This is a genomic window from Streptomyces sp. S465, assembly GCF_026898115.1.
In the GTDB taxonomy this organism is placed as follows: domain Bacteria; phylum Actinomycetota; class Actinomycetes; order Streptomycetales; family Streptomycetaceae; genus Streptomyces; species Streptomyces luomodiensis.
The window spans coordinates 3,662,903-3,688,049 of sequence record NZ_CP114036.1; the positions used below are offsets into that span (position 1 = coordinate 3,662,903).

Here is a 25,147-nt window from a genome sequence, read left to right on the forward strand (position 1 = left end):
GGCTCATCGGCTCCCCGCTCCCGTCCCGCCGCCCCCACGGGGGCTGCCGCCGGCCGCAGTGGGGGTGGCATGGGCGACGCCGGGGGCGGTGTCGGCTCCGCCCGGGGAAACGCCCGCCCCGCCGGGAGTGGCATCGGCCCCGCCCAGGGCAGCGTCAGCCCCGCCCGGGGTGGCATCGGCCTCGTCTGCCGGGACGGCCGCCGCGGCCGGGGTGGTGCCTGTTCCGGTCGGGGTGACCAGGCATACGGCGGTGTTTCCCTCGGCTGCCGCGGTGACGACGGCGTGGGTGTGGCCGGCCGGTGCGGCGAGGGCGGCGGCTACTCTCGCCACCGGTTCCAGGGCGCCCGCGCCCGCCGGGACCCGGTCGGGCTTCCCGGTCGCCGGTTGCCCGCCCAGGGCCTGCCCGACCAGGGCCTGATCGTTGAGCGCCGCTGCCACGGCCTCGCCGACCGGGGAGCCGTCGAGGACGGCGGTGACGGTCAGGGGCCGGTCCGGCCGGTGGCCGAGGGCGTCCAGCGCGTGCCGCAGCAGCGCCGCGGCCTGCCCGGCCCCCTCGGCGGAGGCGGCCACCCGGGGCGGCAGGAAGAACGAGCGGACGCCCACCCGGCCCAGCACCGCCGCCCCCCGGCTCCGGGCGGCCGTCTCGGGCTCCAGCACCAGAGCGACGGCTCCGGCCTCCGAGCCCCCGGCGCCCGGCTCGCCCTCGGGCAGCGCCTCCTCGGTGGCCCCGGCCAGCAGCCGCCGGGCGCGGCCGGTGAGGAGGGCGCGCTGGCCGGTCTGGAGCGCTTCCAGGCCCGCGACGCGGGGGCTGGTGAAGGTGAGGTTGAAACCCTTGAGGTCGTGTTCGGTGGCCAGCCGGCTGCCGAAGAGGTTGATGGAGAAGTAGGGCGCGGTGGCCGGGGACAGATCACCGGCACTGGTGGCGGTGACCGTACGGTCCATCGTGTGGTGGAGGGCGACGGCCGCGCTGTTGGTGCCCACCGCCGCGCCCCGCTCCTCGGGCCCGACCGCTTCCAGGGCGTCCGGGCCCGCCTGCGCCAGCGCGCGCTTGGCGGCGGCGAGGAAGTACTGGGAGGCGGCGGGCAGGTACTTGTAGCCGCGCCGGCCGAGCGCCGTACGGAAGTCGAAGCCGTCCGCGCTCACGGTGCCGACACCCGTCACCACCAGGCCGACGACCGGATCGTCGCTCACGCGGTCGCTCACGCGGCGGCCTCCCCGAAGACGAGCGAGATGTTGTTGCCGCCGAAGGCGTAGGCGTTGACCAGCCCGTACCCCGCGGTCATGGGCGCGGAGCCGTACGGCAGCTCCACCGCGCACTCGGGGTCCTGCTCGCCGACGGGCACGTTCGGCGGCAGCGTCTTGTGGTGCAGCACCAACGTGGCGGCCAGCGCCGCGAACGCGCCCGCCGCGCCGCCGGTGTGCCCGATGAGCGCCTTGACGCTGTAGAGGGGCGTCCCGGGAGCCACGGCGCCCAGCACCCGGCTCTCCACCACGTCGTTCAGCTCGGTGCCGGTGCCGTGCGGCATCACGAACCCCAGCCCGCCGAGGCCAGGTCCGGCCCCTGCCCCGGTCCCGGGCTCGGCCCCCGCCTCGCGCAGCGCCTCGCGCATCGCGCGCTCGATCTGCGCGCCGGAGGGCTCGGGGGCGGTCGCGTGGTGGGCGTCGCAGCTCCAGCCGGCGCCCGCCAGACGGCCGTAGACGGTGCGCGCGCCGCGCGCGCGGGCGTGCGCGGCGGATTCCAGGACGAGTACGGCGGCGCCCTCCCCGAAGACGGTGCCGCGCCGCTCGGCGGAGAAGGGGCGGCACCGCTCGGGGTCGATGGCGCCCAGTCGGTTGAAGCAGCCGAGCGCGACCCGGGAGTACGCCTCGGCGCCGCCCGCGATGACCACGTCGGCCTCGCCGGAACGGATCAGGTCGGCGGCCACCGAGAGGGCGTAGCCGCTGGCGGCACACGCGTTGCTGACGCAGGTGTTGACGCCCTGCGCGCCGAACCAGCCGCCGACCACCGAGGCCACCGGGAAGGCGGGTGCCCAGCGGTCGGACGCGGGGGCCTTGCCGGTCCACCAGCCCTCGTGCAGATCGGTGTCGCCCATCCCGCTGCTGAGGGCGACGGCCACCCGGCGCGGATCGACCCCGGCCCCGGCCCAAACCCCGGCCCCGGCCCCGGCCGCATGGGTGTCCATGGCGTCCGGCCCCGGCGGTCCGGCGAGCCCCGCGTCGGCGACCGCCTCGCGCGCCGCCGCGAGCGCGTACCGCGAGCCGCGCCCCAGCGGCAGCCCGTCCTGCTCCTCGGGACCGTCCGGGATATCGGCCTCCGGCACGAGGTACATCAGCGGATGGTCCATGTGCGCGAGCGGATCGGGGACCCGCAGCGGCGCGGTGTCCGCCGCGTGCATCCCCCGCCAGAAGGCGTCGACGCCCGTGCCCAGCGGGGACAGTGCGCCGAGGCCGGTGACCAGTACGTCGTCCATCAGGTGCCGCTCGGCTTCCCGCCGAGCGCGTCCAGCACCCGCCGGTCGAAGGGGACCAGCCGCCAGTCACGGCGGTTCTCGATCTCCGCGTAGCCGTGGGTGATCCGGCCGGTGGCGGTGAGCGCGAGCGCGCCGTCGCGGATGACGTAACAGTCCATCCGCGCGGTGTAGGTGAGGTCCTTGAAGATCTCCTCGACCGTGTAGACGGTGTAGAGGTCCTCCTCCATCAACGCCTCGTCGACGACGCGTATCGAGGACCGCGGAACGACCGGTATCCACCTGCGGTCGTCCAACAGGGTCTTGATGGAGATGCCGCGGTCGAGGACGAAGCGGTCCTTGGCCTCCTCCATCAGCCGCAGATAGCCGGACATCTGGAGCCGCTCGGTGAAGTGGCAGTACGGGTACGGGATGGTCCACTTCCAGGCGTAGGCGTTGCGGCCCTCGGTCAGCGCGGCCAGGACGGCCCGTTCGTCACCGCGGCCGCCGTCCGGCAGCGGCACCCGGAGCGCCGCGGCCTCGGCCGCGCGTGCCTCGGTCCCCAGCCGGTCCACCACGAAGGGGGCCAATTCGGCGGGGGGCCCGCCGGGCTCCGGCAGATACGTGTCGGCGCGCAGCGAGACCCGTACCTTGGCGGTGACGGCCTTCAGCACCGAGCCGTCGCGGTCGACGCGGAGGGTCACCCGGAAGCCGAGGGTGGAGTCGCCGTCGGCGGTGTCCGGCACCACCTCGGCCTCGGCCACGTCGTCCATATGGAAGGCGTGCAGGATGCGGGTCTCCAGGGAGACGATGTCCAGCCCGAGGCCGTGCTCCTCGTACAGCCGGCGGGCGGGCACCCCGGAGTCCGCGAAGTGCACCAGCACGGCTTCCTCGACGAGGTAGTTGACGTGTTTGAAGCCGATCCAGGTGCAGATGTTCGAGCCCTCGTAGCGCGGGCGCAGCCGGACGGTGGTGGCGTCCGTCAGCAGGGCTTTGGTCGACATCGGCGGGGCGGCGGCGGTCATCGGGAACACTCCATGGCTGAAAGGGGGGCACGTGCGGCGGGGGGCCGGTGGCACCGGGCGGGCGTGGGGCGCAGCAGCAGTCCGGCCACGGCATCCGCGGTGTCGTCACCGCTGGTGATCAGCGCCTGGCGGGACGCGGGCGCGGGCGCTGACCCGGACGCCGGGTCGGAAGCCGCCGCCCACGCGGACGCTGACGCGGCCACCGGGTCCGGCGTGGCTCGGGACCCCGCGCCGAAGGCGGCTCGGTTCCCGGCACCGGACGCGGGCCCGGCGCCGAACGCGGGCCCGGCGCCGAACGCGGGCCCGGCGCCGGACGCGGCCCGGCCCTCGGCACCGTCCCCGACCCCGGAAGCGGCACCGACCCCGGCCCCGGACACGGCCCGGCCCTCGACACCGACCCCGGCCCCGGACGCAGCACCGTCCCCGACCCCGGACGCGGCCCGGTCCTCAGCGCGCACCCCGACCCCGGACACGGCACCGTCCCCAGTCCCTGGACCGTCCCCAGTCCCTGGACTGGCCACGGCTCGCGTGCCAGGCTCGGCTCCCGGCCCGGCCACCGCTCCCGTCCCGGCCACCGGGTCCGGCCCGGACACCGCTCCCGGACCGTCCCCCTCCTGGGTCAGCCAGCCGACGGCTGCCGCGCACTGGAGTACGCCGAGGGCCCCGGAGGCCCGGCCCACCGCGCGGGTGACGTCGTAGCGCGGCACGCTCCGTGGCACCGGTGCGGGCTCGGCGGGTCCCTCGGCGGGTTCCTCGGTGTAGCGCTCGGGGGTGAACCAGGCGCCGGGGGCGGCGCCGCCGGGCAGCAGGGCCGCGATGCAGCCGGTGAGTCCCGCCCGTCGTTCATACGGGCCGAGGGCGGCGGCGGCGCGGGCCCCGCGGGCCTCGGCCCACCGGGCGCCCTCGACGACGAGGGCGGCCGCGCCGTCCAGCAGTTCGTCGGCGGGCCGGCCGAGCAGGTCCTCGACGACGGCGTTGTGCGTCTCCACGCCGATCACCACCGCGCGCCGGACCCGGCCCGCCATGACCAGGGTGGCGCCCCAGTGGACGGCGTCCAGGCCGGAGGTCGCCCCGTTGCACAGCATCAGGTTGGGGCCGCGCAGCCCGTGGCGGATGGCCACCCAGGAGGCGATCACGTTGCTGGAGGCGTTGGGCAGGCTCATGGGGCTGAGGTCCATGGCCGAGCGCTCGGAGATGGCGGCGGCGGTGAGACAGGCGGTGTCGAGGTTGCCCAGGTTGGAGCTGGCGACCACGCCGACGGTGTCGCCGGGCACCGTCACCTCTTCGCCGTCGGGGGGGATCAGTCCGGCGTTGCGCAGCGCGTCGAGCGCGGCGCACAGCGCCAGCCGGGTCGCCCGGTCCTTGTAGCGGTGGCCCCGGCGGCCGATCCGGGCGGCGGGGTCGAACGGTTCCGGGGCGGGCCCGGTGGCGGGGTCGGCGGTGCGGCGCAGCAGCGCGGCGGGGGTGTCGGCGCCGGGGAGGGCCAGGCCCACGCCGGTGACGACGATGTCGCCGGGCCCATGCGTCATCGGTCGGCCTTCTCCACGTTCGCCAGGGCCATGCGCCATCCGTCGGCCCTCTCCACGTTCGCCAGGGCCATGCGCCATCCGTCGGCCCTCTCCACGTTCGCCGGGGCCATGCGTCATCGGTCGGCCCTCTCCACGATGGCGACCGCGTTGACCCCGCCGAAGCCGAACGCGTCGATCTGCGCGACCCGCAGGTCCCCGCATTCCCGTGCCTCTTCCCGGACGAACCGGAACGCCTCGGCCCCGGGCAGCGGTGCGGCCAGGCCCAGGGTGGGCGGCACCCGGCCGGAGGCCAGGGACTCCAGGGCGACGATCAGGCTGAGCAGTCCGGAGCCGCCGGAGGTGTGGCCGGTCATGGACTTGATGGCGGTCATCAGGGGTCCGCGCACCTCGGTGCCGAAGACCTCGGCGATGGCGGCCGCCTCGGCCGCGTCGTTCAGTTGGGTGCCGGTGCCGTGCAGCAGCACCAGGTCGATCTCGCCCGGTTTGACGCCCGCACGCCACTGCGCCTCGTGCACCGCCCGCGCGATGCCCTCGGGGTCGGGGGCGGTCACATGGCGGGCGTCGCAGTTCATGCTGACGGCGCGCAACCGGCCGAGCGCGCCGTTCCCCGCGCCGGGCTCCTCCCGGCGCAGCACCACGGCCGCCGCGCCGTCGCCCATCAGCACACCGCGCCGGTCCCGGTCGAACGGCCTTACGCGGTCGGGGGGTTCGCCGTTGACCCGGTCCAGCAGCCCGTACATGGACTCGGTCACGGTGTCGACGCCGGCCACCACCACGGTGTCCTCGGCGCCCGTGGCCAGCAGGTCGGCGGCGAGGGCGAGGGCGTAGAGGGAGGCCGAGCAGGCGCCGGAGAAGGTGTGGGTGCGGACCGCGCTGAAACGTTCGCGCAGTGCGGGGCCGAAGTGCAGCCGGCCGATGTCGAAGGGCGCGTCGTCGCGCCAGGCGAGCTCGGCGGAGCGCAGTTCGCGCAGCCCGGTGCCGACGAGGACGGGCACCTGGCTCAGGTCTTCGCCGAGCCCCGCCTGGGCGGCGGCCTCGCCGACCGCGCGCAGCAGCCAGGCGGTGGCGCGGCCGGGGAGGTCGGCGCCGGGCGCGGGGCGGTCGTCGATCTCGTACGCGTGCCGGGCCCGGTACCGCTCCGGGTCGAAGCCGCGCAGTTCGCCGAGTCCGCTGGTGCCCGCGCACAGCGCCCGGAAGACCTCGTCGACGCCCTCGCCCACGCTCGCCACGGCACCGGCGCCGGTCACCAGCTGACTCATGACCAGTCCGCTTGGCGCTTGCCGAAGATGACGACGGCGTTGTTGCCGCCGAAGGCCAGCCCGTTGTTCTGGACGACCTTCAGGTCGGCCGGCACGGCCTGGTTGGGCACGACGTCCAGACCGCATTCGGGGTCGGTCTCGACGTGGTTGATGGTCGGCGGGATGAAGCCCTCGGTGAGCGCGAGGGCGCAGGCGATCGAGGCCAGTGCCCCGGCGGCGCCCATGGAGTGGCCGATCATCGACTTGATGGAGACCGTGCGCGGCGGGGCGGCGTCCCCGAAGACCTGGCGGATGGCGCGGGCCTCGGTGATGTCGTTGGCCTTGGTGCCCGTGCCGTGCGCGGAGATGAAGTCGACCTCGTCCGGTTTGACGCGGGCGTTCTCCAGGGCGAGCCGCATGCAGCGGACCACGCTGTCCTGGTTGGGGGCGACCGGGTGGTCCGCGTCGCAGTTGAGTCCGTAGCCGAGGACCTCGGCGTAGATACGGGCGCCCCGGGCCAGCGCCGACTCCAGGCTCTCCAGCACCAGGACGCCCGCGCCCTCGCCGGTGAGGATGCCCTTGCGGTCCTTGTCGAACGGCTGGCAGCGCTCGGGGGCGATGGTGCCCAGGCGGTAGAAGCCGGTGAAGGTCTTGCGGCACAGGGCGTCGGCCCCGCCGCACAGCGCGATGTCCACGTCCCCGCCGCGGATGGCGTCGAAGCCGTAGCCGATCGCGTAGTTCCCGGCGGCGCACGCGGTGGGGAGGGTGACCGCCTCGGCGTGGGTGAGGCCGAACTCCTGGGCGATCGCGCTCGACAGCCGTCCGGCGGGCACCCGCCGGGCGACGGTGGGGTCCATCCGCTCGGGCCCCAGGTCCACTTCCTCCTCGACGAGCCGGTCCAGGTCCCGGGACTCGCCGTCGGTCGTGCCGATGGAGATCAGACAGGGGATGTCGCGCAGCCCCTGCTCCGGTTCGGGGAATCCGGCGTCGGCCACCGCCATACGGGCCGCCGCGACCGAGAACCGGCTCGCCCGGCCCAGCGTCCGTATATCGAGATTCCGAATCCACCGGGCCGGTTCGAAATCCTTGACCTCACACGCCGTAGAACGGTCGAAGCCCTCCGTGTCGAACGCGGTGATGGGCCCCGCCGCGCTCTTCCCGGCGCGCAGTCCGGCGAGGAATTCCGCCGCGCCGATGCCGATCCCGGAGACCGCCCCGAGGCCGGTGATGACGACCCTGCGCCCCGGTTCACCACGCATTTCGCCCTGCCTTCCGCGGAGTACGCCGAACGTCGGCGGTCACCAGCCCGCCGCGTCGGAAACAACCTCGTAGACGCCCTGGAGGTTCACCATCCGGCCGAGTTCGGACTGGTCTATGACGACATTGAAGGTCTTCTCCAAGGCCGCGAGTATTTCAATGGCCCGCAGTGAATCCGCGTCGTGCTCTTCTTTGAAGAGACTGGTATCGGTGACCTCGTCGGGGTCGATCTCAAGGATATCGGTGACGATTTCCTTGATGGTTTCACGACGCTCTTCGACGATGGCGGTCATTACCGCGCACCTCCATTTTCGGGCATGGGCAAAGCGACGAAGCTTCCGCTGACGCTAGGCGCCGGTCCGGGAGGGGACAACCCCAGAGTCCACTAGCTGTCACGCGCACGGTGAACACCAGCGTTCGACCAGTTCGGGTGTCATAAAGCTGCACAGGGCAGCCGGTTACCTCGAAGTCAGAATCTTGAATCTGCAGGAAGTTGCCAGGTCGGCGGCGGACGGAAGCGTTCAGAACCCGTTCAAACCACCGGAAACCCGGCCGCCCGGCGCTCGGCTCACCCCTCCTCGGGGTCGGCCTCCATCAGTCCGGCGCGCACGGCGCGCACTCCGGCCTGGAACCGCGATTCGACCTTCAGGTCCCGCATGATGTCGGCCACATAGCGACGGTAGGTACGCACCGAAAGGCCCAGTTTGCGGGCCGCGGCGTCGTCCTTGTAGCCCTCGGCCATCAGCGTCAGCACCTCGCGCAGCACCCGGCCGCGCGCACCGCCCTCGAACGACAGGGGCCGCATCGGCCGCTGGGCCGTGTCCCACATGCCGCACAACAGCTGGTGCAACATATCGGCCACGGTCGAGTTCTGGATCATCGAGGCGCGGGAGCCACCGGGGTCGCCCGGCGAGGTCTCGGGCGCGATGACCGCCGCGCCGTCCACGACCACCAGCTCCTGCCGCACCCCCTCGCAGACGCGCACCTCCAGCTCCGCCACCGTCCCCACCGAGCGCTGCCACGCGGCTCCCCGGATGACGCCCGGCGGGCACAGCATCCGCGTCCTGACCCCCTTGCCCGTCAGCTGGGCGAGCGTCTGCGCGACCAGCCGGGCGTGCTCGTCGCCGGCCACCTCGGGCAGGGTCCAGATCACGTCCCGCTCGGCGCGCAGCACCAGCCGCGCCACCCAGCCGGCCACGGCTTCCCCGGCCACCGGCAGTTCGGCGGACGCCGAGGCCAGCGCGGAGCGGCGGTGGTGGTGCACGGCGGACTCCAGGAGGCGTAACGCCCGGCCCAGGGTCTCCTCCAGGTTGTCCGATCCCGCGTCCCAATCCACGCGAACCGCTCCCCCCGCGCCCGCCTCTCCGTCAAATCCGTCAATAGCCACTCGCCCGTTTGGCTGAATGCCGAAATGGCTCAAAGGACACCCCCGTTCCCTTTCCGGGAACAGTAACGAGCCACCTGGCACACGGCAAGGAAGATCGTTCCTTATGGGACACTTCCCGCCGGGAAATACCCTCACGTTCCGGCCGGGACACCTCCGCGTGTCGGCAAGGGGCTGCGCCTGTGCTCGGCGGATTGGTAACTTCCTCTAAAGCCAGCACGCCATCCCCTGCCGTACGACGCGGACCCCCCACCACGCTCCGGGTCCCGAAAGGCGCCGCCCACATGGCTGCACAGAACACCGCGACCACCGACACCCCCCAGGCCGGCTCCGCGCACTCCCCCACCGGCCGCCAATGGCTCGCACTTTCGGTGCTCGTCCTGTCCCAACTCGCGGTGTGGCTCGACAACACCGTGCTCAACGTCGCGCTCAAGACCCTCGCCGATCCCACCGAAGGACTCGGTGCCAGCCCCAACCAGCTCCAGTGGAGCATCAGCTCCTACACCCTGGTCTTCGCGGTCCTGCTGTTCACCGGTGGTGTGCTCGCCGACCGCTACGGCCACCGCCGGTTACTCCTGACCGGCATGGTCCTCTTCGGCGCCACCTCCGTCTGGGCCGCCTACGCCGGCTCGGCCACCGAACTCATCGTCGCCCGCGGCGCGATGGGCATCGGCAGCGCCCTGATCATGCCCGCGACCCTGGCCCTGATCGCCCAGGTCTTCGACGAACGGCACCGGGCCACCGCCATCGCCATCTGGTCGGGTTCCAGCGCCATCGCGATCGCCACCGGGCCGATGCTCAGCGGAGCGCTGCTCGACCACTTCTGGTGGGGTTCGGTCTTCCTGGTCAACGTGCCCATCGTGGTGCTGTGCGTGGCCGGCTCGTTCGCCTTCCTGCCCGGTGTCGTCACCCGCGTCCGGCAGAAGTTCGACCCGCTGGGCGTGGTGCTCTCCACCGCCGGGCTCTTCGCCATCGTCTGGGGCATCATCGAGGGCGGCCACCGCAACGACTGGACCGATCCGGCCATCGTCGCCGCCCTGGCCGGGGGCGTGCTGCTGGTCGTGGTCTTCGTCCTCGTCGAACTGCGCGTCGCCAACCCCAGCTTCGACGTCCGGCTGTTCCGCGACATCCGCTTCACCGGCGCCAGCGTCGCCATCATGTGCACGTTCTTCGGGCTCAACGGCTCGATGTACTACACCAGCTTCTACCTCCAGGGCGTCCACGGCCAGACACCGCTGGAGTGCGGTCTTTCCATCGCCCCGGTCGCCCTCGGCGTGCTGCTGGGCGCCCCGCTCTCGGCCAGGCTGGTACGGGCCTACGGGGTGCGGCCGGTCGTCACCGCCGCCATGCTGATCGCCACCATCGGGTTCTTCGCCTACGTCCTCCTCGACGAGCACAGCGGACTCCCGCTGTTCTGGGTCTTCCTCATCCTCCAGGGCCTGGGCATGGGCGCCGCCGTCGCCCCCACCACCGAGGCCATCATGGCCGTCCTCCCCGCCGACCGGACCGGCGCGGGCTCCGCCGTCAACAACTCGCTGCGCCAGATCGGCGGTGTCCTCGGGGTCGCCGTCCTCGGCTCCGTCCTGGTCAGCGTCTACCGCGACCGCGTCACCCCCCAGCTGGACGGGCTGCCGCCGGGTGCCGCCGACGCCGCCGGGGAATCGCCCGAGGCCACCCGGCTGCTCGGCGCGCGACTGCGGCTGCCCCGGCTGTCGGACATCGCCGACGAGGGGTTCGTGCACGCCATGCACGTGGCCTCCGTCGTCGGCGCGCTCGCCGCCGCGGCCGGAGCCGCGATCATCTGGTGGGCGTTCCGCCGTTCGTCCGCCGCGGCCCGATCCACCATGTGATCCCTCTTCCTTGCCACCCCCGTCGCCCCCGCATAGCCTCCCGGCACAACTCCCGTGACCCGGAAGGCAGTTCAGATGCGTACAGCTGTCATCACGGCGGCAGGCCAGGTGGAGACCAGAGAGATACCGGTCCCCGACATCGGCGACTCCGAGGTGCTCGTACGCATCGCGGCCTGCGGTATCTGCACCATGGAGGCCAATCTCTACGCGGGCCGGATGACGGTCTACCCGGCCGCCGCCGGACATGAGATCTCCGGCTGGGTCGAGCGGATCGGCGCCAAGGCCGCCACGCTGGAGGACATGCCCGCCGTCGGCTCCCTCGTCGCCCTCGACGGACTGCCCCGCTGCGGGGCCTGCCGCAGCTGCAGGCGCGGCCAGACCGCCATCTGCGTCGCGCTCCAGGGGCACACCCGCGAGGACGGCGCCATCACCATGGGCGCGGGGCTCGCCGAATACGTCGCCCTGTCCGCCTCCCGGGTGTGGTCGGTCGGCGACACCGACCCCGCCGTCGCCGCCATGGGTGAACCGCTGGCCTGTGTGATCCACTCGCTGCGCCGGGGCGGCTTCCGCGCCGGGGACCGGGTCACCGTCATCGGCGCCGGCTACATGGGCCATCTCCACCTCGCCGTCGCCGCCCACCTCCAGGCCCGCGGCGTCGCGGTGGTCGAACGGGACGAGCACCGGCTGGCCGCCGTCGCGGCGGCCGGCGCGGACGCGGCCGTCACACCCGATGACGTCGGCCGACTGCCCCGGGCGGACGTGGTCGTCGTGACCATCGCCTCCAAGGAGGCCATCGCCACCGCGCTCGCCGCGGTCGCCGACGGCGGCACCGTCGTCCTCTACGGCGGCGGCCCCGGCGGCCCGCCCGCCGAGCTCCCCGGCTACGAGGTGCACCGCCGCCAGCTGACCGTCACCGGCTCCTTCAGCCATGAGCCGGACGACTGGCGCTCAGCCGCCGAACTGCTGCGCGGCGGGGCGCTGTCCGGGCGGCTGGAGACACTGATCACGGCGCGCTACGGCCTGGACGAGGTCGAGAAGGCGCTCCAGCAGGCCGCCGAAACCCCGGTCTACCGCGTGGTCGTCACCCCCTGATCCGCCCTCTCGGCCCATGTCCCGGCCCATGGCTCCGGCTCCACGAAGGGGCCCGCCTCCGCGGCTGCCGGAGACCGTGGGCCTGGCGGCGGGCCGGACGGCGGGCGCCTGAGCGCCCGCCCAATCCGGCCGTGGCGCTCACGACTTGGGCAGATACGAGGTGTCGTAGGCGTCCTCAGGGGTGACGGCCTTCTCCAGAAGCCCCTGGTCGTACATGAAGTCGGCCATCCGGGTCCAGGTCTGCGGGTCGATGGCGCCCAGCTCGCCCTGGTCGTTCTTCATCAGCGGCTCGGTGGCCTTGAGCACCGCGCGGGCGTTCTTCCGCTGTTTCTCGCCGCGCAGCCCCGGTACGTACTTCTCGCTGAGCTTGATGGCCTCGTCCTGGTGGTCGATCGCGTAGCGCAGACCGCGCAAAGAGGCGTCGACGAACTTCCTGATGTCGTCACCGCGCTTGTCGAGCGTCTTTTTCTTGGCGCCCAGCCCCACACCCACCAGCGGGTCCCCGGCCGCGCCCGAGTCGAGGGTAATCGCCCGGACGTCCTTACCGGCCTCCTTGAACGAGACGGCGTCATTGTTCAGATAGCCCATGACGCCCTCGACCTTGTTTCCGGTCAGGGCCGCCTGCTGGGTGAATCCGATGTTCTGCACCTTGGCGTCCTTGACGGAAAGTCCGCCTTCCTTGAGGAGCGCCAGCAAACCGAAATACGTCTCGCCGAAGGGACCGGGTGTGCCGATCTTCCGGCCCTTGAGATCGGCGGGTTTCTTGATCTTGGAATCCTCGGGTACGATCAGCCCTACCGGGTATTTCTGATAGAAGGTGGCGATGTCCACCACGGGCACATTCTGGGCGCGGGCCTGGAGCATCTCGTCGCCGCCCGCGTAGATCACATCCTCCTTGCCCGAGGAGAGGGCCCCGAAGAGATCCTCTGCCGCGCCGTGGTGGCGCAGCGTCACATTTAGCCCGGCGTCCTTGTAGTAGCCCTTTTCGGCCGCCACGTAGAACGGGGAGAACTGGATGTTGGGGGTGTAGGTCAGCCCCACCGTGATGCTCGCACCGCTCCTGTCCCCCGCCGCCTTCGGCTCCTCGGCGCATGAGGTCAGGGCGGTCAGCGCCACCACCGACGCGAGGACCGCCCCCGTGACCCGGTGTCCGCGGGCACTCCTCATGGACGTCTGCACGAAACGCACGTACTTCTCCTCTTGGATGAAAGGTGGGTCAGTCGCGCTGAACGAGCCGCTCGACCAGGCGGACCACTCCGTACAGGACGGCGGCGAGCAGGCAGAGCATGACGAGCGTCGAGAACAGTCCGATGGTGTCGGCCTCCTGGCGCTGTACGGACAGCAGCTGCCCCAGTCCGTCGCCGCCCATCACGAACTCACCGACGACCGCGCCGGTGATCGAGAGCGTGAGGCCGTTGCGCACGCCCGCGAGGATGCTGGGCAGGGCGAGCGGAAGCTCGATGTACCAGAGCATCCCCCACCATCCGACCCCGTCCACCCGCGCGGCCCCCATCACATCGGGGTCCAGCGAACGCAGTCCGAGCACGGTGTTGACGAGGATGGGGAAGAAGACCAGCAACGCGCACAGGACCGCGATGGGCAGCAGTCCGTAGCCGATCCACAGGGCCAGCAGGGGGGCCAGCGCCACCGCGGGCATGGCCTGCGAGGCGGCCACATACGGCTGGAGGGCCGCCGCGGCGATCTCACTGCGGGCGATCAGATAGCCGAGCGGCAGCGCCACCCCGATGCCGATGCCGCTGCCCGCCATCGCCTCCCACACCGTCTCCTTGGTGTAGTCGACGAGATCGCCGTGGAACACGTCGTCGAGGAATTGCCGGGCGAGGTCGAGCGGGGCCGGAAGATAGAACTCCGCAACGGCGCCAGTCCGGGTCACAAGGTCCCAGACGACCAGCAGCAGCAGTCCCAATACGAGCGGCGGCAGCACGCTCCGGGACAGCGTTCCGCGCCGTCCGGCGGAGGGCCGTCCGGCTCTTCCCCCGGTCAATTCGCGGTTGCCATCGGCCCGCGATTTTTCACCATTTCCGCTGCCGTCGCCGGTTTTTCGCGCACATACCGGTCGGGGGGAATCCGGCTCCGCCGCACCCGGCGCACCGTCCGCGCCCGCCGTGGCGGTCGCGCTCCTTCCGTGCCCTTCGGTCATCTCCAAATCCCCTTGCGTTACCGGCTGTTGGCAGATCTCGGCACGCCCGCAGGCAACCTATCGCCAGCACGCTCCGGATCACAATGTCGACGGGGGAAACGAAATTATCACGTGGATGTATTTCCCAGGATGCCGAGCTCGGTGGCGCGCACCCCCGCCTGGAAACGCGAGTTGGCCTCCAGCAGCTCCAGGATGCCGGTGACATAACGGCGGTATGTACGCACCGAGATCGCCAGGTCGCGGGCGGCGGCCTCGTCGGTGACCCCGTCGCGCAGCCGGGCCAGCACCCGGCGCACCATCTCGGTACGGGCGCGGTTGCCGAAGTCGAGCGGGCGGGCGGCGGGCACCGCACCGCCCCAGATGGAGCCGAACATGCCGTCCAGAGTGGCGACCACCACCTGGTCCTCGACGACCGAGGTCTGCCGCCCTTCCTCGTCCTCCACGCACACCAGCGCCGCCCGGCCGTCGGCGATCACCGCGGTGGGCAGCGGTACGGCCGCGATCCGCACCTGCGCGGGGCTCGGGGCCGGAGCGGACCCGGACGCCTCGGCGGACGGCGCCCCGGGGATGGGCCGCGGCACAAGCCCCGGCGGCGCGACGGGTGCGGGCCCGGAGGCGGAACCGGGCGCGGAACCGGACGGGGGCGTGGGGCCGGAGCCGGGTCCGGCGGCGAACCCGGAGGCGGACCCCGGAGCGGCCCCCGTAGATGCTCTGCCGCGCAGCACCCGCACCCGGACCGGGTCGCCGAGGTCTTCCAGCAGCGCGCCGAGCGCGGCGTGCACCGGCGCCATCCGGGCCGAGCACTCGGGGAACACCGCGTCCACGCTCCGCCCCGCCTGGCCGATCACCTCCTCGGCGGCGGCCAGGAACGCGGCGTCCGCCACCCCCACCTCGGTGAACCGGGTGTCCCGGGCCCGCCGGGCGCGGTGCTGGACCACCGTGGCCTCGATGAGGTCCCGCACCTCCCGCAAGGTGCACTCCAGCGCGTCCCCCGCGAGCGCGGCCTCCGGTCCAGGATCGCCTTCGCGGCCCTTCATGTCGTCATTCCCGCATTTCCCGCCTCGTGACGTGGTCAAGGTCTCGAGCGCCGTCAGCGACGGCCGGGCAGCAGCCCCATTTCCACCGCACGCACCCCCGCCTGGAACCGGGAGCCCGCCCCCAGTTCCCGCATGAGCTCCGCGACGTACCGGCGGTAGGTGCGCAGGGAGACCTGCATGGCGCGGGCCGCCACCTCGTCGGTGTGGCCGGTGCGCAGACATTCCAGGATGCGCCGTACGGACTCCGGGCACAGCCGCCCGCCCAGCCGCGGATGGTCCGCGAGCGCCACGGCGTTCCCCCAGGCCCCGGCGAACATCATCTCCAGGGCCCGCACCGTGGCCGGGTCCTCGACGAGCGACGCCTGCCCCGGGCCCCGTCCCGGCTCCGACGGTCCCCTTCTGAGGTAGACCACCTCGGCGTCGATCAGCAGCGCCTCGGGTAACGCCGGCAGTCCGCCGTCACAGACCCGGACCTCGCAGCGCGGATCGGTGCGCGCCAGCGCCCGCACCGCGCCCGAGGCCAGCACCGGCTCCTCGCACAGCAGCCGTACCACGACGGCGCGCCGGCCGCCCCTGACCGGACGGGCGAGCGCGGCGCAGACGGCCCGCACCTGCTCCTCGTTCCCCGACAGCACGACGCCGACGGTCCGCTCGGCGCAGTCGACCAATGTGTCGACGACCTCGTCCAGCGGCACCTTCCCCAGAGCCGTCCCCGCCCAGGAGTCCTGGGCCAGCTCCCGCCGGTGGCGGATGACCGTCGACTCGATCAGGTCACGAGCGGCCAGCAGCGCGTGTTCGACGTAGTCGATGGCGCCTGACGAGGGAGCCTCCATGCTCATGGGAGAAGGCTCGGACATCCTCACAAGACCAACCATGACTTCCCCTGCCGGGCGACAGTGACCTGGTTATGCGAATACCGGCCTGATTTCTCGTCACTTTCCTTGCCCCGAAATGCGGAGGCAGCATGGTGCGAAAGACATGGCGACACTAATTCGCACACAGCGACCGCGTCAACGCGGGGCGTGAGGTAAAGAGTTGACAAAAAAGCGTGCGAGTGTCCGCGGCGTCCGATTGCGCCGTCGATGCGCCGGGCGTGCATGTCCACAAGTTACCGGTGAGTGCGCCGCCCGGACGTGACGGGACTACGGACCGCAGCGGTTCGGCCCCGTTCGACCACGCGGAGTGGGGAGTGATGTCCGGTTGCTGCCAGCTTGTGCGTTACCCCCATTCGGGGGTGACCGCCGGTAACGGACGCAAACCGACCAGTGCGAGCCGGTTACTGCGGTCCGAAGCTGATCGGCCCGTGGAAGTCCCGGCCCTGGACGACCGGGCCGGTGATGCGGGCGTCGCCCGTGATGGAGTTGTGTACGGCGCCCTGCTCCTCGGCCGCCGCGCCGTGCGCACGCATCCAGGCGGCCAGGTCACGCCCGAACTCCTGGTCCTGCCGGGCCCGTTCGACCAGCAGATCGGCCAACTGACGCAGCCGGGGCCCGTCGTCGTACGGAATCGCCACCGGCTCCGGCTCCGGCGCACCGGCCGGGTCGCCCTCGCCCCGCCGCAGCACCCGGCGGACCAGCGTGCCGAAGGACTCCAGGGCCCGCCGCCCGGCCTCTCCGCCGGCGCCCGACGCCGCCGCGTTGACCGCCGCGACCAGCGCTCCCGTGGTCACCGGATCCATGGTCCGCCCCCTGCCCTCGATCGGACCACCACGCTACCGGCGCCCCCGGTCACGGTTCCACCGCTTCCGCGCGGAGGGTGAACCAGACGGTCTTGCCCGTCGGGGTGAGATCCGTGCCCCACGCGTCGGCGGTCTTGCTGAGCAGGAACATCCCCCGGCCGCTCTCGGAGAGGAAATCCGGCTCCTTGACGACCGGCAGCGCGGACTCGGTGTCGCTGACCGCCGCCTGGATGCCGTCCGGAAGGTTCTCGAGGATGAGGACGCATTCGGGAGAGGACGCGTGCTTGTGGACGTTGGACAGCAGCTCGGTCACGCACATACCCGCCGCGCTGATCAGCTCCTCACGCCCCCACAGCCGAAGTCGCGCCGCCACGGCGCGGCGTACGTCGGCGAGTGTCTGCGGATGGGCGCGAAGGCGCAGTTCGTATCGCTGCGAGATGTTCTCAGCCATGTGGTCCGGGGCCCCTCCAAAGCACGGCGCGCTGCCGTGTCCCCTAGCGATCCTGGCCTATGGGGCGTCCCACTCGCAATGTTTCGACCCAGTCACCCAAGACTGGCATATGCCTGGCTGGTAGGCGTAGTTGGCAATACGACAGACTGGCGACATGTCCTACTACCCAGTGCCCACCGTTCGACGCAGGCGCCTGGGCTCCACGCTGCGGAAGCTGCGCACGGACGCGGGGATGACACTGGACGCGGCGGCCGCGGCGCTCAACGCGGCCACGAACGGCTCGGCCGACGCCCGCCACTGGACCGCGCCGAAGCTCTCCCGGATCGAGAACGCCAACGCCACGATCCGGGCCACCGAAGTCGAAACCCTGCTGAGGGCCTACGCCGTCACCGACCCCACCACCCGTATCGCACTGGAGGGGCTGGCCAAGGACGCGGGAAAACGCGGCTGGTGGCAGACCTACCGTGGGGTTGTCGCACCCGCCTACGCCGACTACATCTCGCTGGAGAGCGACGCGGAGAGCGTCCGCGACTACGCCCCGCTGGTCGTCCCCGGTCTGCTCCAGACGCCGGACTACGCCCGCGAGACCATCGCGGCGAACGCCATGGCCCGCACCGCCGCCGAGGTCGACGCCCTCGCCGAGGTCCGCCTGGCCCGCCAGGCCGTCCTCACCCGCCCGGCCCGGCCGCTGCGGCTGTGGGCCGTCATCCACGAGGCGGCGCTGCGCCGCCGGTTCACCGGCCGGCCCGGCATCATGACCGCCCAGCTGCGGCGGCTGCTGGACGTGGCCGAGTGGCCCACGGTCACGCTTCAGGTGATGCCGATCGACGCGGCGCCCAACCCCGGGGACTCGGGTGCGTTCACACTCGTGGCCTTCCCGGGTCCGATGCCGGATGTGGTCACCCAGGAGAACCTGCGCGGCCCCTCGTACGTCGAAGGAGTGGATGACGTCAACGTCTTCGCCGACGCCTTCGGCCATATCGTGAACTGCGCGCTGTCCACGGATGCGACGAAGGCCCTCATCGCTGGTCTGGTATGAGAAAGAGGGCCCCACATATGAACACCTCTGACATGAACGCGTTAACAATGACCGCCCACCGCCGCCCCCACTGGCGCAAGTCCTCGTACTCCGCGGGCGAGGGCCAGTGCGTCGAGGTCGCCGCCGTCGGCGGCCGGGTCCGGCTACGGGAGAGCGACGACCCCGGCACCGTCCTGACCACCGTGCCGGCGGTTCTGGCCGCCTTCGTCAGCGGCGCGAAGGCGGGCGCGTTCGACGTCTGATCGGGCGCGTGATCGTGCGCATGAACGGTGTGGTGCCGCCCTGGGGCGGCACCACACCAGCGCTGTCGGTGACCGTCAGAACTGGACGTCCGAGCAGGCGTAGAAGGCGTTCGAGGTGTCCGCGATGGTCCACACGGCGAGGATGACGTGTCTGCCGGTCTTACCGCTCGGGAGGGTGCCCGAGTGGGAGAACGTGAGCGGCGGACGCTGGCCGTTGTACGGGACGGTCAGGAAGGGCTGCGACTCCAGGTTGGCGCGGGTGATCTTCGAGCTGGGGTTCCAGCCGTTCTTGGTGATGTAGTACTTGAAGTCCGTGGTCGCGTGGGAGACCGTGAACTTCCAGTTGAAGGTGTAGTTCGCCCCGGCGGTCAGCTTGGTCGCGGGCCAGCTGCCGCCCCGCGGGTCGTCCAGCTGGGAGAACCGGCTGTTGCCGCCCGCGCAGATGGTGCCGTCCGCGGGACCGCCCGAGGGGAAGCCCTTCGGCCCCTCGACGCTCTGGGGCTCGTACTGGACCTCGCCGCAGCCCGTCACCGTGCCGTTGGCGCACAGCTTCTGGCGGCTGATGGGTGTGTCGGTGTAGCCGTGTCCGGACGCGCTGCCGCCCGTGGAGAGGACGGAGATGGCCGCGAGACCGATGCCGATGACGGCGGCGCTGATCTTCTTGCGCATGCTTCGCTCCTGAAGACGTGGGGAGTGCTTCGACGAGCCGTGCACGGCGGTCTAGACCAGCTTTGAGAGTAGCCAGGACAGAATGGTCATGTCCATACCAATGTCGCGGGTTGTATCCGGTCCGGGGCACCCTTCGGGGTCGGGTAGGATTTCCACGTCAGCAGGCGCCGCTAGCTCAGTTGGTTAGAGCAGCTGACTCTTAATCAGCGGGTCCGGGGTTCGAGTCCCTGGCGGCGCACTTGGTTCACGCCACTGACCTGGGGCTTCTCGGTTCTCCGAGAAGCCCTAGTCGCTTTTCCGCACACTTTCCCGGCCGCCCGAACGGCCGCCCGGAACGGCCGGGAGCCCCGGCGCGTCGAGCGCGCCGGGGCTCCCCTTGTCTCGCTGTCCTCAGTCGCAGGAGGGGCAGGGCGTGCAGGCGCGGACCGTGACGTCGTCGATGACCGGTCCGTAGGCGGTGTTCTGCGTGCTGGCGAAGGCCAGCGTGGTGGAGGTGCCACGGGCCACGAAGACCACCTCCCGGGTCACATAGCCCATGTTCGTCACGGTCTTGCCCGTGACGTCGAAGCTGAAGTCCTGGAAGTTCTGCCCGTCCACCAGCACCTTCCCGGTCCGCACGGCCGGGCCGCCCCCCGGGTTGCCGGCCAGGGAGTACGTCACCACGTACCGCTTCCCCGGCACCGTCGTGAAGGTCTGCGCCACGGTGCCGGCGGTGCCGCCGTTGAGGTCCACGGACTGGTCCCCCTCGGCCGCCTGCCAGTAGCCGGCCCCGATGTGGTCCACGTTTCCGGCCGTGACCTTCCACGGCCCGATGGTCCCCCCGGTCCCCACGTTCGTGAACGTGTTGGCCGCCACCCTGGGCGTTTCGAAGCTGCCGTCGTCGAAACGGCTGAGGCTGACGGCGGCGGCCGAGGCGGCGCCGACCCCCGTACCGGCCAGCACGCCCGCGACGGCGACTGATGCGACAAAGATGCGAATAGGCGACAAGTTCCCCTCCAGTACGACACAAGCGGCAATCAACCGATGTGACTGCGCAGCCGAATCTTCCGCACCGGGCGGGCACACGCCAGGGCCCGACCCCCGGCGTACCGGGGTGCGGATGGGGGCGGGCGCCCGCGATGCGCTGGCGGCTCGCACCGGCCGCCCCTCCCTCCCTGGTGGGGTGCGGAGGTGCGGGGTTCGGGGGTGCTCGGCTCGGTCGGGTGCGGCTTTCGTCTCGCGCCTTCGGCGCACTTGAGCAGCGGCGGCGGGGGCGGGGGGCGCGGCACCGCCGCCGGGCGCCGGGTCCGTGGATGTGGGCGCCGGTGACGGCATCCGCGCTCGGGGGCCAGGGCCGTCGCCGGGCCGCCGGGACCGTTCCGGGGGGTGGGGTACCCCTCTGGAAGACGTTTGACAAATTAGTTGCGTCAGATCAAGCGTTTTTGAGGGGGGTACCCGGAGGGCCCGCACTCCGGATCGGTCCGGGCCCCCACACCGCCGAGCCGCCACGACCCCGGCACCCGGCGGCCCGGCGGCCGGCGACGCGACCCGCGCCCCCACCCCCCGACCCATGCTCAAAGTCACCTCGCCTCGGTGATCCGTGCCCATACGGTCTTGCCGGGGCCCCGCCGCTCCCGGATGCCCCAGCGATCCGCCAGCGCCTCGACCAGCAGCAGGCCCCGCCCCTCCTCGTCCTCCGACGTGGGCGCCTTCGGCACCGGGCACTTCTCGTGGGTGTCACTGACCTCGATCTCCAGGACGCCACCCCGCTCGTCGTACGTCAGCCGCACCGCGAAGTCCCGCCCCGGTACGCGGCCGTGCAGTACGGCGTTGGCCGCCAGCTCGGCGACGACCAGGACCGCCGCGTCATGGCCGCCGCCCCCTGGCGAGAGCCCCCACGCGGTGAGCTGGTGCACGGACAGCAGCCGGGCGAGCCGGGCACCGCGCCGGGTGGCGGAGAATCGCTGCGCGAACGTACGTACGGTGACGGGCACTTGGCCCTGTGGTGCGCTCATGGCGGAAGCGTCCCGGCCACGCGGCGGCCACTGCCAGGCACGACACCCACCCAGTTTCGCTTGTACCAGTTCACGGGGTGGACTGACCCGGTCACCGCCCGTGACGATAAGGAGATGACAAAGGACAGCGAACCGGAAACGTCGGAGAGCCTCAAGACCTTTGGCGCGGTACTGAAAGCACTACGGGACGAGGCGGGGCTGACCCAGGAGCAGTTCGCGCCACGCGTCCGGTACTCGGCGACGTACGTCGCGAAGATGGAACAGGGCAGGCGCTTCCCACCGAAGGAGTTGATCCCGCGCACGGAGGAGGTCCTGGGCGCCCCGGCCGCGAGGGTTCTGGGCGCGGCGTACCGCACGTTGACGCGGAAGGTGGGGCTCGCCTCGTGGTTCTTACGGTGGGCGGGGATCGAGGAGGAGGCGGTGACGCTCCTGACGTATGAGTGCGCGGTCATCCCGGGCCTGCTCCAGCCCGAGCCCTACATCCGCGCGGTTTTCGAGCGCCGCATCCCGCACATCTCGCCCAAGCAGTTGGAACAGCAGGTGGTCGCGCGCCTGGCGAGGCAACGGCTGCTCAAGGAGCGGCCGAACGCCTCGTTCTGCTTCATCGTCGAACAGGCCCTGCTGGGGCGCGACTTGGGCGGCATTGAGGTCACCAGGGCACTTCTCGACAACCTTCTTGAGCAGCAGCGTCTATGGAACGTGGAGATCCAGATCATGCCCACGCGGCAGGAGGATCACTTCGGCTCCGACGGGCCGATGTCCCTCGCCGAGACCGAGGACAACCGCTGGGTCGGTTACATCGAGGCGCATGACACGAGCGTCCTGGTCACCGACCCAAAAGCCGTCAGTGCGATGGTGCAGCGCTATGGCAAACTGCGCTCACAGGCTCTGAGCCCTCAGGACAGTACGAGCCTGCTGGAGCAGATGCGAGGAGCGCTATGAGCAGCGGCATCACTGACCTGAAGTGGTTCAAGAGCAGCTACAGCGGAAGCGGGGGCGGCAACTGCGTCGAGGTGGCATTCACCCAGCTCGACTGGTCCAAGAGCAGTTACAGCGGCGGCGGGGGCGGCAACTGCGTCGAGGTCGCGTTCACCGAGCCCGGCTGGTCCAAGAGCAGCTACAGCGGAAGTTCCGGCGACAACTGCGTCGAGGTCGCCATACGCACCGCCGCCGTCCACATCCGCGACTCCAAGGACACCGACAGGACCCCGCTGACCGTCACCCCCGCCGCCTGGGCCGCCTTCCTCGCGCACCTCTGATCGCCGCGCGCCGCCGCCGCTAAGCTGTTCGGATCGGAGGTGGCGGTGGCGGTGGCGGCGGCGCACATTCAGGAACGCATCAAGCGGCTGATCATCGACCAGCGGCTCCCCTCGGGCGCTCCGCTGCCCACCGAGACCGAGCTGATGGAGCTGCTCGGCGTCAGCCGTAACTCCGTACGCGAGGCGCTCAAGGCGTTGCAGGCGATGGGGATCGTGGAGATCCGGCACGGCTTCGGGACGTACGTCGGCCCCATGTCGATGGCGCCGATGATCGAGGGGCTGACCTTCCGTACCGTCGCCGGGCACTACCGGGGCGAGGACAGCCTGCTCCAGCTGCTCGAGTTGCGCGAGGCCGTCGAGACGGGGCTGATCGCGCGGCTGGCCGGGCGGATACCGGAGGCGGATCTCGCCGAGCTGGAGGCGGTGGTCCGGCGGATGGAGGCGGAGGCGGCGAAGGGGTCCGTGCGGGCCGAGACCGACCGGGCGTTTCACGCCGCGCTCTACGGGAGCCTGGACAACACGCTGCTGAGCGAGGTGCTGGAGGCGTTCTGGGACGCCTTCCACCGGGTGCGTACCGACCTGGTGGACGTCCCCACCGATCCGAGGGTCACCTGCGAGCAGCACCGGGAGATCCTGGAGGCGGTGCGTTCGGGGGACGCGCTGCGGGCCGAGGAGGCCGTCCGGGACCACTTCGGGAACATCCGCGAACGACTGCGTTCGGCGCATCGCGAATAGCCCGAGCCCACGCCTCGTCCCGGTCTTCTTCGGCGGGTCGCTCGCCTCTTTCTCCCGGGTTCGGCCACAGTCGTCCATGGATGACCGATTCCGCAGCCGGCCCTTGGGGACGATAAGAAGTGAAGTACCGACCGAGTCGCCGCACCCGCCGCTTCGGGTTCGGTGCGGCGGCTGTCATCGTGCTGGCCGGGATGAACGGCCCGGCCGTCTACCGTTTCAGTTCGCACAAGTACCGCGCGTACAAAATCAACCAGCCGGAGTACAAGGCGAAGAACGGCCACTGGGATGTGGTCAACGTTCCCGAGGAATACCGGATCAATACGATCCATGCCGCCCTGCTGCACACCGGAAAGGTGCTGCTGCTGGCGGGATCCGGGAACAACGCCAAGAACTTCGCGGCCAAATCCTTCCGCAGCGTCCTGTGGGACCCGGTGCGGAACACCTATACGAACATCCCCACCCCGCAGGACCTCTTCTGCTCCGGACACTCCCAGCTCCCGGACGGAAAGCTGCTGGTGGCGGGGGGTACGCAGCGTTATGAGAAGCTCAAGGGGGATGTCGAGAAGGCGGGCGGACTGATGTTCGTCCACAACGAGGACCCCGACAAGCCGAAGACGCTCCCCGCGGGGACCCGCTTCACGGGGAAGAAGAACGGCAAGACCTTCGAGTCCAAGGACCCGATCCTGGTTCCTCGCGCCAAGAAGACCACGCACCGCAAGGGGAAGGTCACCGTCACCGCGAGCACGGCGCGGGTCTATGTGGAGGCGCTGCGCAAGGGAAAGAAGTACCAGACCGGGACCGAGGACAATTACCGGATCGCCGGGCTGAAGGGCAAGGACCGGCAGAACTTCTACGGCATCGCGCAGAAGCTGTCGTTCGACAAGAAGGACTTCCAGGGCATCAAGCAGGCGTATGAATTCGACCCGGTGGCCGAGCGCTACATCCCGATCGATCCGATGCATGAGGCCCGCTGGTACCCGACCCTGACCGCCCTCCAGGACGGCAAGGTGCTCGCGGTCTCCGGGCTGGACGAGATCGGCCAGGTGGTGCCGGGGAAGAACGAAATCTACGACCCCAGGACCGGCAAGTGGAAGTACCTGCCCAAGCAGCGCTTCTTCCCGACGTATCCCGCGCTGTTCCTGACCGACAAGGGCCGGATCTTCTACACCGGTTCGAACGCCGGATACGGCCCGGCCGACAAGGGCCGCACCCCGGGCGTCTGGGACCTGAAGAGCAACACGTTCCGCGAGGTCCCGGGCATGAGCGACGCGGACGCCCTGGAGACGTCGATGTCCGTGCTGCTGCCGCCCGCACAGGACCAGCGGTACATGGTGCTGGGCGGGGGCGGGGTCGGCGAAAGCCCCAAGTCCACGGCGAGGACCCGGATCGTCGATCTGCACGACGACGAGCCACGGTTCCGAAACGGTCCGGATCTGTATGCGAAGGTGCGCTATCCGAGCAGTGTGATCCTGCCCGATGACACCGTTCTGACCACGAACGGTTCGGGCGACTACCGGGGCCGCAGCGACACCAACGTGCTCAAGGCCGAGCTCTACGACCCGAAGACCAACACCGCGCGCAGGGTGGCCGACCCGCTGGTGGGCCGCAACTACCACTCCGGAGCGCTGCTGCTGCCGGACGGCCGGGTCATGACCTTCGGCTCGGACTCGCTCTTCGGGGACAAGGCCAACACCACCCCGGGCACGTTCCAGCAGCAGATCGACCTCTACTCCCCGCCGTACCTCTTCCACGGCTCCCGGCCGGAGCTCGCCGACACTGGGCCCAGGGCCGTCAAGCTCGGCGCGAAGGCGACGTACCGGACCGCGGACGCGTCACAGATCGTCAAGATGCGGCTGATCCGGCCCGGCTCCTTCACCCATGTGACCAATGTCGAGCAGCGGTCGATCGCGCTCGACTTCAGGCGGACGAAGGACGGGGTGACGGTGAGACTGCCGGAGGAGTCGTCGCTGGTGCCGCCGGGGTGGTACATGCTGAGCGCGGTGGACGACCGGGGCACACCGTCGAAGGCGGTGTGGGTGAAGGTGCGCGCGAAGAAGTGA

General features: G+C 71.2%; 25 protein-coding genes and 1 tRNA gene. 9 read left to right on the top strand and 17 right to left on the bottom strand.

Going from position 1 to position 25,147, the window contains the following annotated elements; translation table 11 throughout:
• Positions 1 to 3: 3 nt before the first annotated feature.
• The 8 genes from N6H00_RS15385 to N6H00_RS15420 form a co-directional block, all read right to left on the bottom strand.
• Positions 4 to 1,203, bottom strand: a complete 1,200-nt coding sequence (locus N6H00_RS15385; protein ID WP_268972258.1) for a beta-ketoacyl synthase N-terminal-like domain-containing protein — start codon at positions 1,201 to 1,203, stop codon at positions 4 to 6.
• Positions 1,200 to 2,471 (bottom strand): beta-ketoacyl synthase N-terminal-like domain-containing protein, encoded by a 1,272-nt coding sequence (locus tag N6H00_RS15390; RefSeq protein ID WP_268972259.1) that lies wholly within the window; start codon positions 2,469 to 2,471, stop codon positions 1,200 to 1,202. Before N6H00_RS15390 ends, N6H00_RS15385 begins: the two co-directional genes overlap by 4 nt.
• A complete protein-coding gene (locus N6H00_RS15395) occupies positions 2,471 to 3,472 on the bottom strand; it encodes a thioesterase family protein (RefSeq protein ID WP_268972260.1) in 1,002 nt (333 codons plus the stop codon). Before N6H00_RS15395 ends, N6H00_RS15390 begins: the two co-directional genes overlap by 1 nt.
• Complete coding sequence (locus N6H00_RS15400) at positions 3,469 to 5,001, bottom strand: beta-ketoacyl synthase N-terminal-like domain-containing protein (protein ID WP_268972261.1); 1,533 nt, start codon at positions 4,999 to 5,001, stop codon at positions 3,469 to 3,471. The genes N6H00_RS15395 and N6H00_RS15400 overlap by 4 nt, the downstream gene beginning before the upstream one ends.
• A 113-nt stretch (positions 5,002 to 5,114) precedes the next feature.
• Positions 5,115 to 6,260 (bottom strand): beta-ketoacyl synthase N-terminal-like domain-containing protein, encoded by a 1,146-nt coding sequence (locus N6H00_RS15405; protein WP_268972262.1) that lies wholly within the window; start codon positions 6,258 to 6,260, stop codon positions 5,115 to 5,117.
• Complete coding sequence (locus N6H00_RS15410; RefSeq protein WP_268972263.1) at positions 6,257 to 7,498, bottom strand: beta-ketoacyl-[acyl-carrier-protein] synthase family protein; 1,242 nt, start codon at positions 7,496 to 7,498, stop codon at positions 6,257 to 6,259. Before N6H00_RS15410 ends, N6H00_RS15405 begins: the two co-directional genes overlap by 4 nt.
• A 39-nt stretch (positions 7,499 to 7,537) precedes the next feature.
• Positions 7,538 to 7,789, bottom strand: a complete 252-nt coding sequence (locus N6H00_RS15415; protein WP_268972264.1) for an acyl carrier protein — start codon at positions 7,787 to 7,789, stop codon at positions 7,538 to 7,540.
• Between the two features lie 275 nt (positions 7,790 to 8,064).
• Positions 8,065 to 8,832, bottom strand: coding sequence for a helix-turn-helix transcriptional regulator (locus N6H00_RS15420; RefSeq protein ID WP_268972265.1), 768 nt, complete (start codon positions 8,830 to 8,832; stop codon positions 8,065 to 8,067).
• 332 nt (positions 8,833 to 9,164) lie between these two features.
• On the opposite strand from N6H00_RS15420, the gene N6H00_RS15425 reads away from it, so the two are divergent.
• Positions 9,165 to 10,730: an MFS transporter gene (locus tag N6H00_RS15425; RefSeq protein ID WP_268972266.1), complete on the top strand. Its 1,566-nt coding sequence runs from the start codon at positions 9,165 to 9,167 to the stop codon at positions 10,728 to 10,730.
• Positions 10,731 to 10,805: 75 nt separating this feature from the next.
• On the top strand, positions 10,806 to 11,822 hold the full coding sequence (locus N6H00_RS15430; RefSeq protein WP_268972267.1) for a zinc-dependent alcohol dehydrogenase: 1,017 nt from the start codon (positions 10,806 to 10,808) through the stop codon (positions 11,820 to 11,822).
• Between the two features lie 138 nt (positions 11,823 to 11,960).
• On the opposite strand, the gene N6H00_RS15435 is transcribed toward N6H00_RS15430, so the two are convergent.
• The 6 genes from N6H00_RS15435 to N6H00_RS15460 all read right to left on the bottom strand — a co-directional run bounded on the left by N6H00_RS15435 (position 11,961) and on the right by N6H00_RS15460 (position 17,149).
• The gene (locus N6H00_RS15435; protein WP_268972268.1) at positions 11,961 to 13,010 is read right to left on the bottom strand and encodes an ABC transporter substrate-binding protein; all 1,050 of its coding nucleotides are present in this window, start codon (positions 13,008 to 13,010) and stop codon (positions 11,961 to 11,963) included.
• A 28-nt stretch (positions 13,011 to 13,038) separates the two neighbouring features.
• On the bottom strand, positions 13,039 to 13,590 hold the full coding sequence (locus tag N6H00_RS15440) for an ABC transporter permease (protein ID WP_432280746.1): 552 nt from the start codon (positions 13,588 to 13,590) through the stop codon (positions 13,039 to 13,041).
• 500 nt (positions 13,591 to 14,090) lie between these two features.
• Positions 14,091 to 15,020, bottom strand: a complete 930-nt coding sequence (locus N6H00_RS15445) for a DNA-binding response regulator (protein ID WP_268972269.1) — start codon at positions 15,018 to 15,020, stop codon at positions 14,091 to 14,093.
• Between the two features lie 53 nt (positions 15,021 to 15,073).
• Positions 15,074 to 15,859 (bottom strand): helix-turn-helix transcriptional regulator, encoded by a 786-nt coding sequence (locus N6H00_RS15450; RefSeq protein WP_268972270.1) that lies wholly within the window; start codon positions 15,857 to 15,859, stop codon positions 15,074 to 15,076.
• Positions 15,860 to 16,296: 437 nt separating this feature from the next.
• Positions 16,297 to 16,698, bottom strand: a complete 402-nt coding sequence (locus tag N6H00_RS15455) for a hypothetical protein (RefSeq protein ID WP_268972271.1) — start codon at positions 16,696 to 16,698, stop codon at positions 16,297 to 16,299.
• 49 nt (positions 16,699 to 16,747) lie between these two features.
• Entirely contained in the window at positions 16,748 to 17,149 is a 402-nt protein-coding gene (locus tag N6H00_RS15460) for an ATP-binding protein (protein ID WP_268972272.1), read from the bottom strand.
• A 154-nt stretch (positions 17,150 to 17,303) separates the two neighbouring features.
• Here N6H00_RS15460 and N6H00_RS15465 point away from each other — a divergent pair, with 154 nt between their 5' ends.
• Positions 17,304 to 18,188 (top strand): DUF5753 domain-containing protein, encoded by an 885-nt coding sequence (locus N6H00_RS15465; RefSeq protein WP_268972273.1) that lies wholly within the window; start codon positions 17,304 to 17,306, stop codon positions 18,186 to 18,188.
• 32 nt (positions 18,189 to 18,220) lie between these two features.
• On the top strand, positions 18,221 to 18,430 hold the full coding sequence (locus N6H00_RS15470) for a DUF397 domain-containing protein (RefSeq protein ID WP_268972274.1): 210 nt from the start codon (positions 18,221 to 18,223) through the stop codon (positions 18,428 to 18,430).
• Positions 18,431 to 18,505: 75 nt separating this feature from the next.
• Here the strand turns inward: N6H00_RS15470 and N6H00_RS15475 are convergent, their stop codons facing one another.
• The gene (locus N6H00_RS15475; RefSeq protein WP_268972275.1) at positions 18,506 to 19,099 is read right to left on the bottom strand and encodes a lytic polysaccharide monooxygenase auxiliary activity family 9 protein; all 594 of its coding nucleotides are present in this window, start codon (positions 19,097 to 19,099) and stop codon (positions 18,506 to 18,508) included.
• A gap of 164 nt (positions 19,100 to 19,263) precedes the next feature.
• On the opposite strand from N6H00_RS15475, the gene N6H00_RS15480 reads away from it, so the two are divergent.
• Positions 19,264 to 19,337, top strand: a tRNA-Lys gene (locus N6H00_RS15480).
• A 152-nt stretch (positions 19,338 to 19,489) separates the two neighbouring features.
• Here N6H00_RS15480 and N6H00_RS15485 read toward each other — a convergent pair.
• Both N6H00_RS15485 and N6H00_RS15490 read right to left on the bottom strand, forming a co-directional pair.
• Positions 19,490 to 20,086: a choice-of-anchor C family protein gene (locus N6H00_RS15485; protein ID WP_268972276.1), complete on the bottom strand. Its 597-nt coding sequence runs from the start codon at positions 20,084 to 20,086 to the stop codon at positions 19,490 to 19,492.
• 572 nt (positions 20,087 to 20,658) lie between these two features.
• Positions 20,659 to 21,093: an ATP-binding protein gene (locus N6H00_RS15490; protein WP_268972277.1), complete on the bottom strand. Its 435-nt coding sequence runs from the start codon at positions 21,091 to 21,093 to the stop codon at positions 20,659 to 20,661.
• 114 nt (positions 21,094 to 21,207) lie between these two features.
• Here N6H00_RS15490 and N6H00_RS15495 point away from each other — a divergent pair, with 114 nt between their 5' ends.
• The 4 genes from N6H00_RS15495 to N6H00_RS15510 all read left to right on the top strand — a co-directional run bounded on the left by N6H00_RS15495 (position 21,208) and on the right by N6H00_RS15510 (position 25,147).
• A complete protein-coding gene (locus tag N6H00_RS15495; protein WP_268972278.1) occupies positions 21,208 to 22,035 on the top strand; it encodes a helix-turn-helix domain-containing protein in 828 nt (275 codons plus the stop codon).
• The gene (locus N6H00_RS15500; protein WP_268972279.1) at positions 22,032 to 22,352 is read left to right on the top strand and encodes a DUF397 domain-containing protein; all 321 of its coding nucleotides are present in this window, start codon (positions 22,032 to 22,034) and stop codon (positions 22,350 to 22,352) included. The genes N6H00_RS15495 and N6H00_RS15500 overlap by 4 nt, the downstream gene beginning before the upstream one ends.
• A gap of 51 nt (positions 22,353 to 22,403) precedes the next feature.
• Positions 22,404 to 23,087, top strand: a complete 684-nt coding sequence (locus N6H00_RS15505) for a FadR/GntR family transcriptional regulator (RefSeq protein WP_268976980.1) — start codon at positions 22,404 to 22,406, stop codon at positions 23,085 to 23,087.
• A gap of 119 nt (positions 23,088 to 23,206) precedes the next feature.
• Complete coding sequence (locus N6H00_RS15510; RefSeq protein ID WP_268972280.1) at positions 23,207 to 25,147, top strand: kelch motif-containing protein; 1,941 nt, start codon at positions 23,207 to 23,209, stop codon at positions 25,145 to 25,147.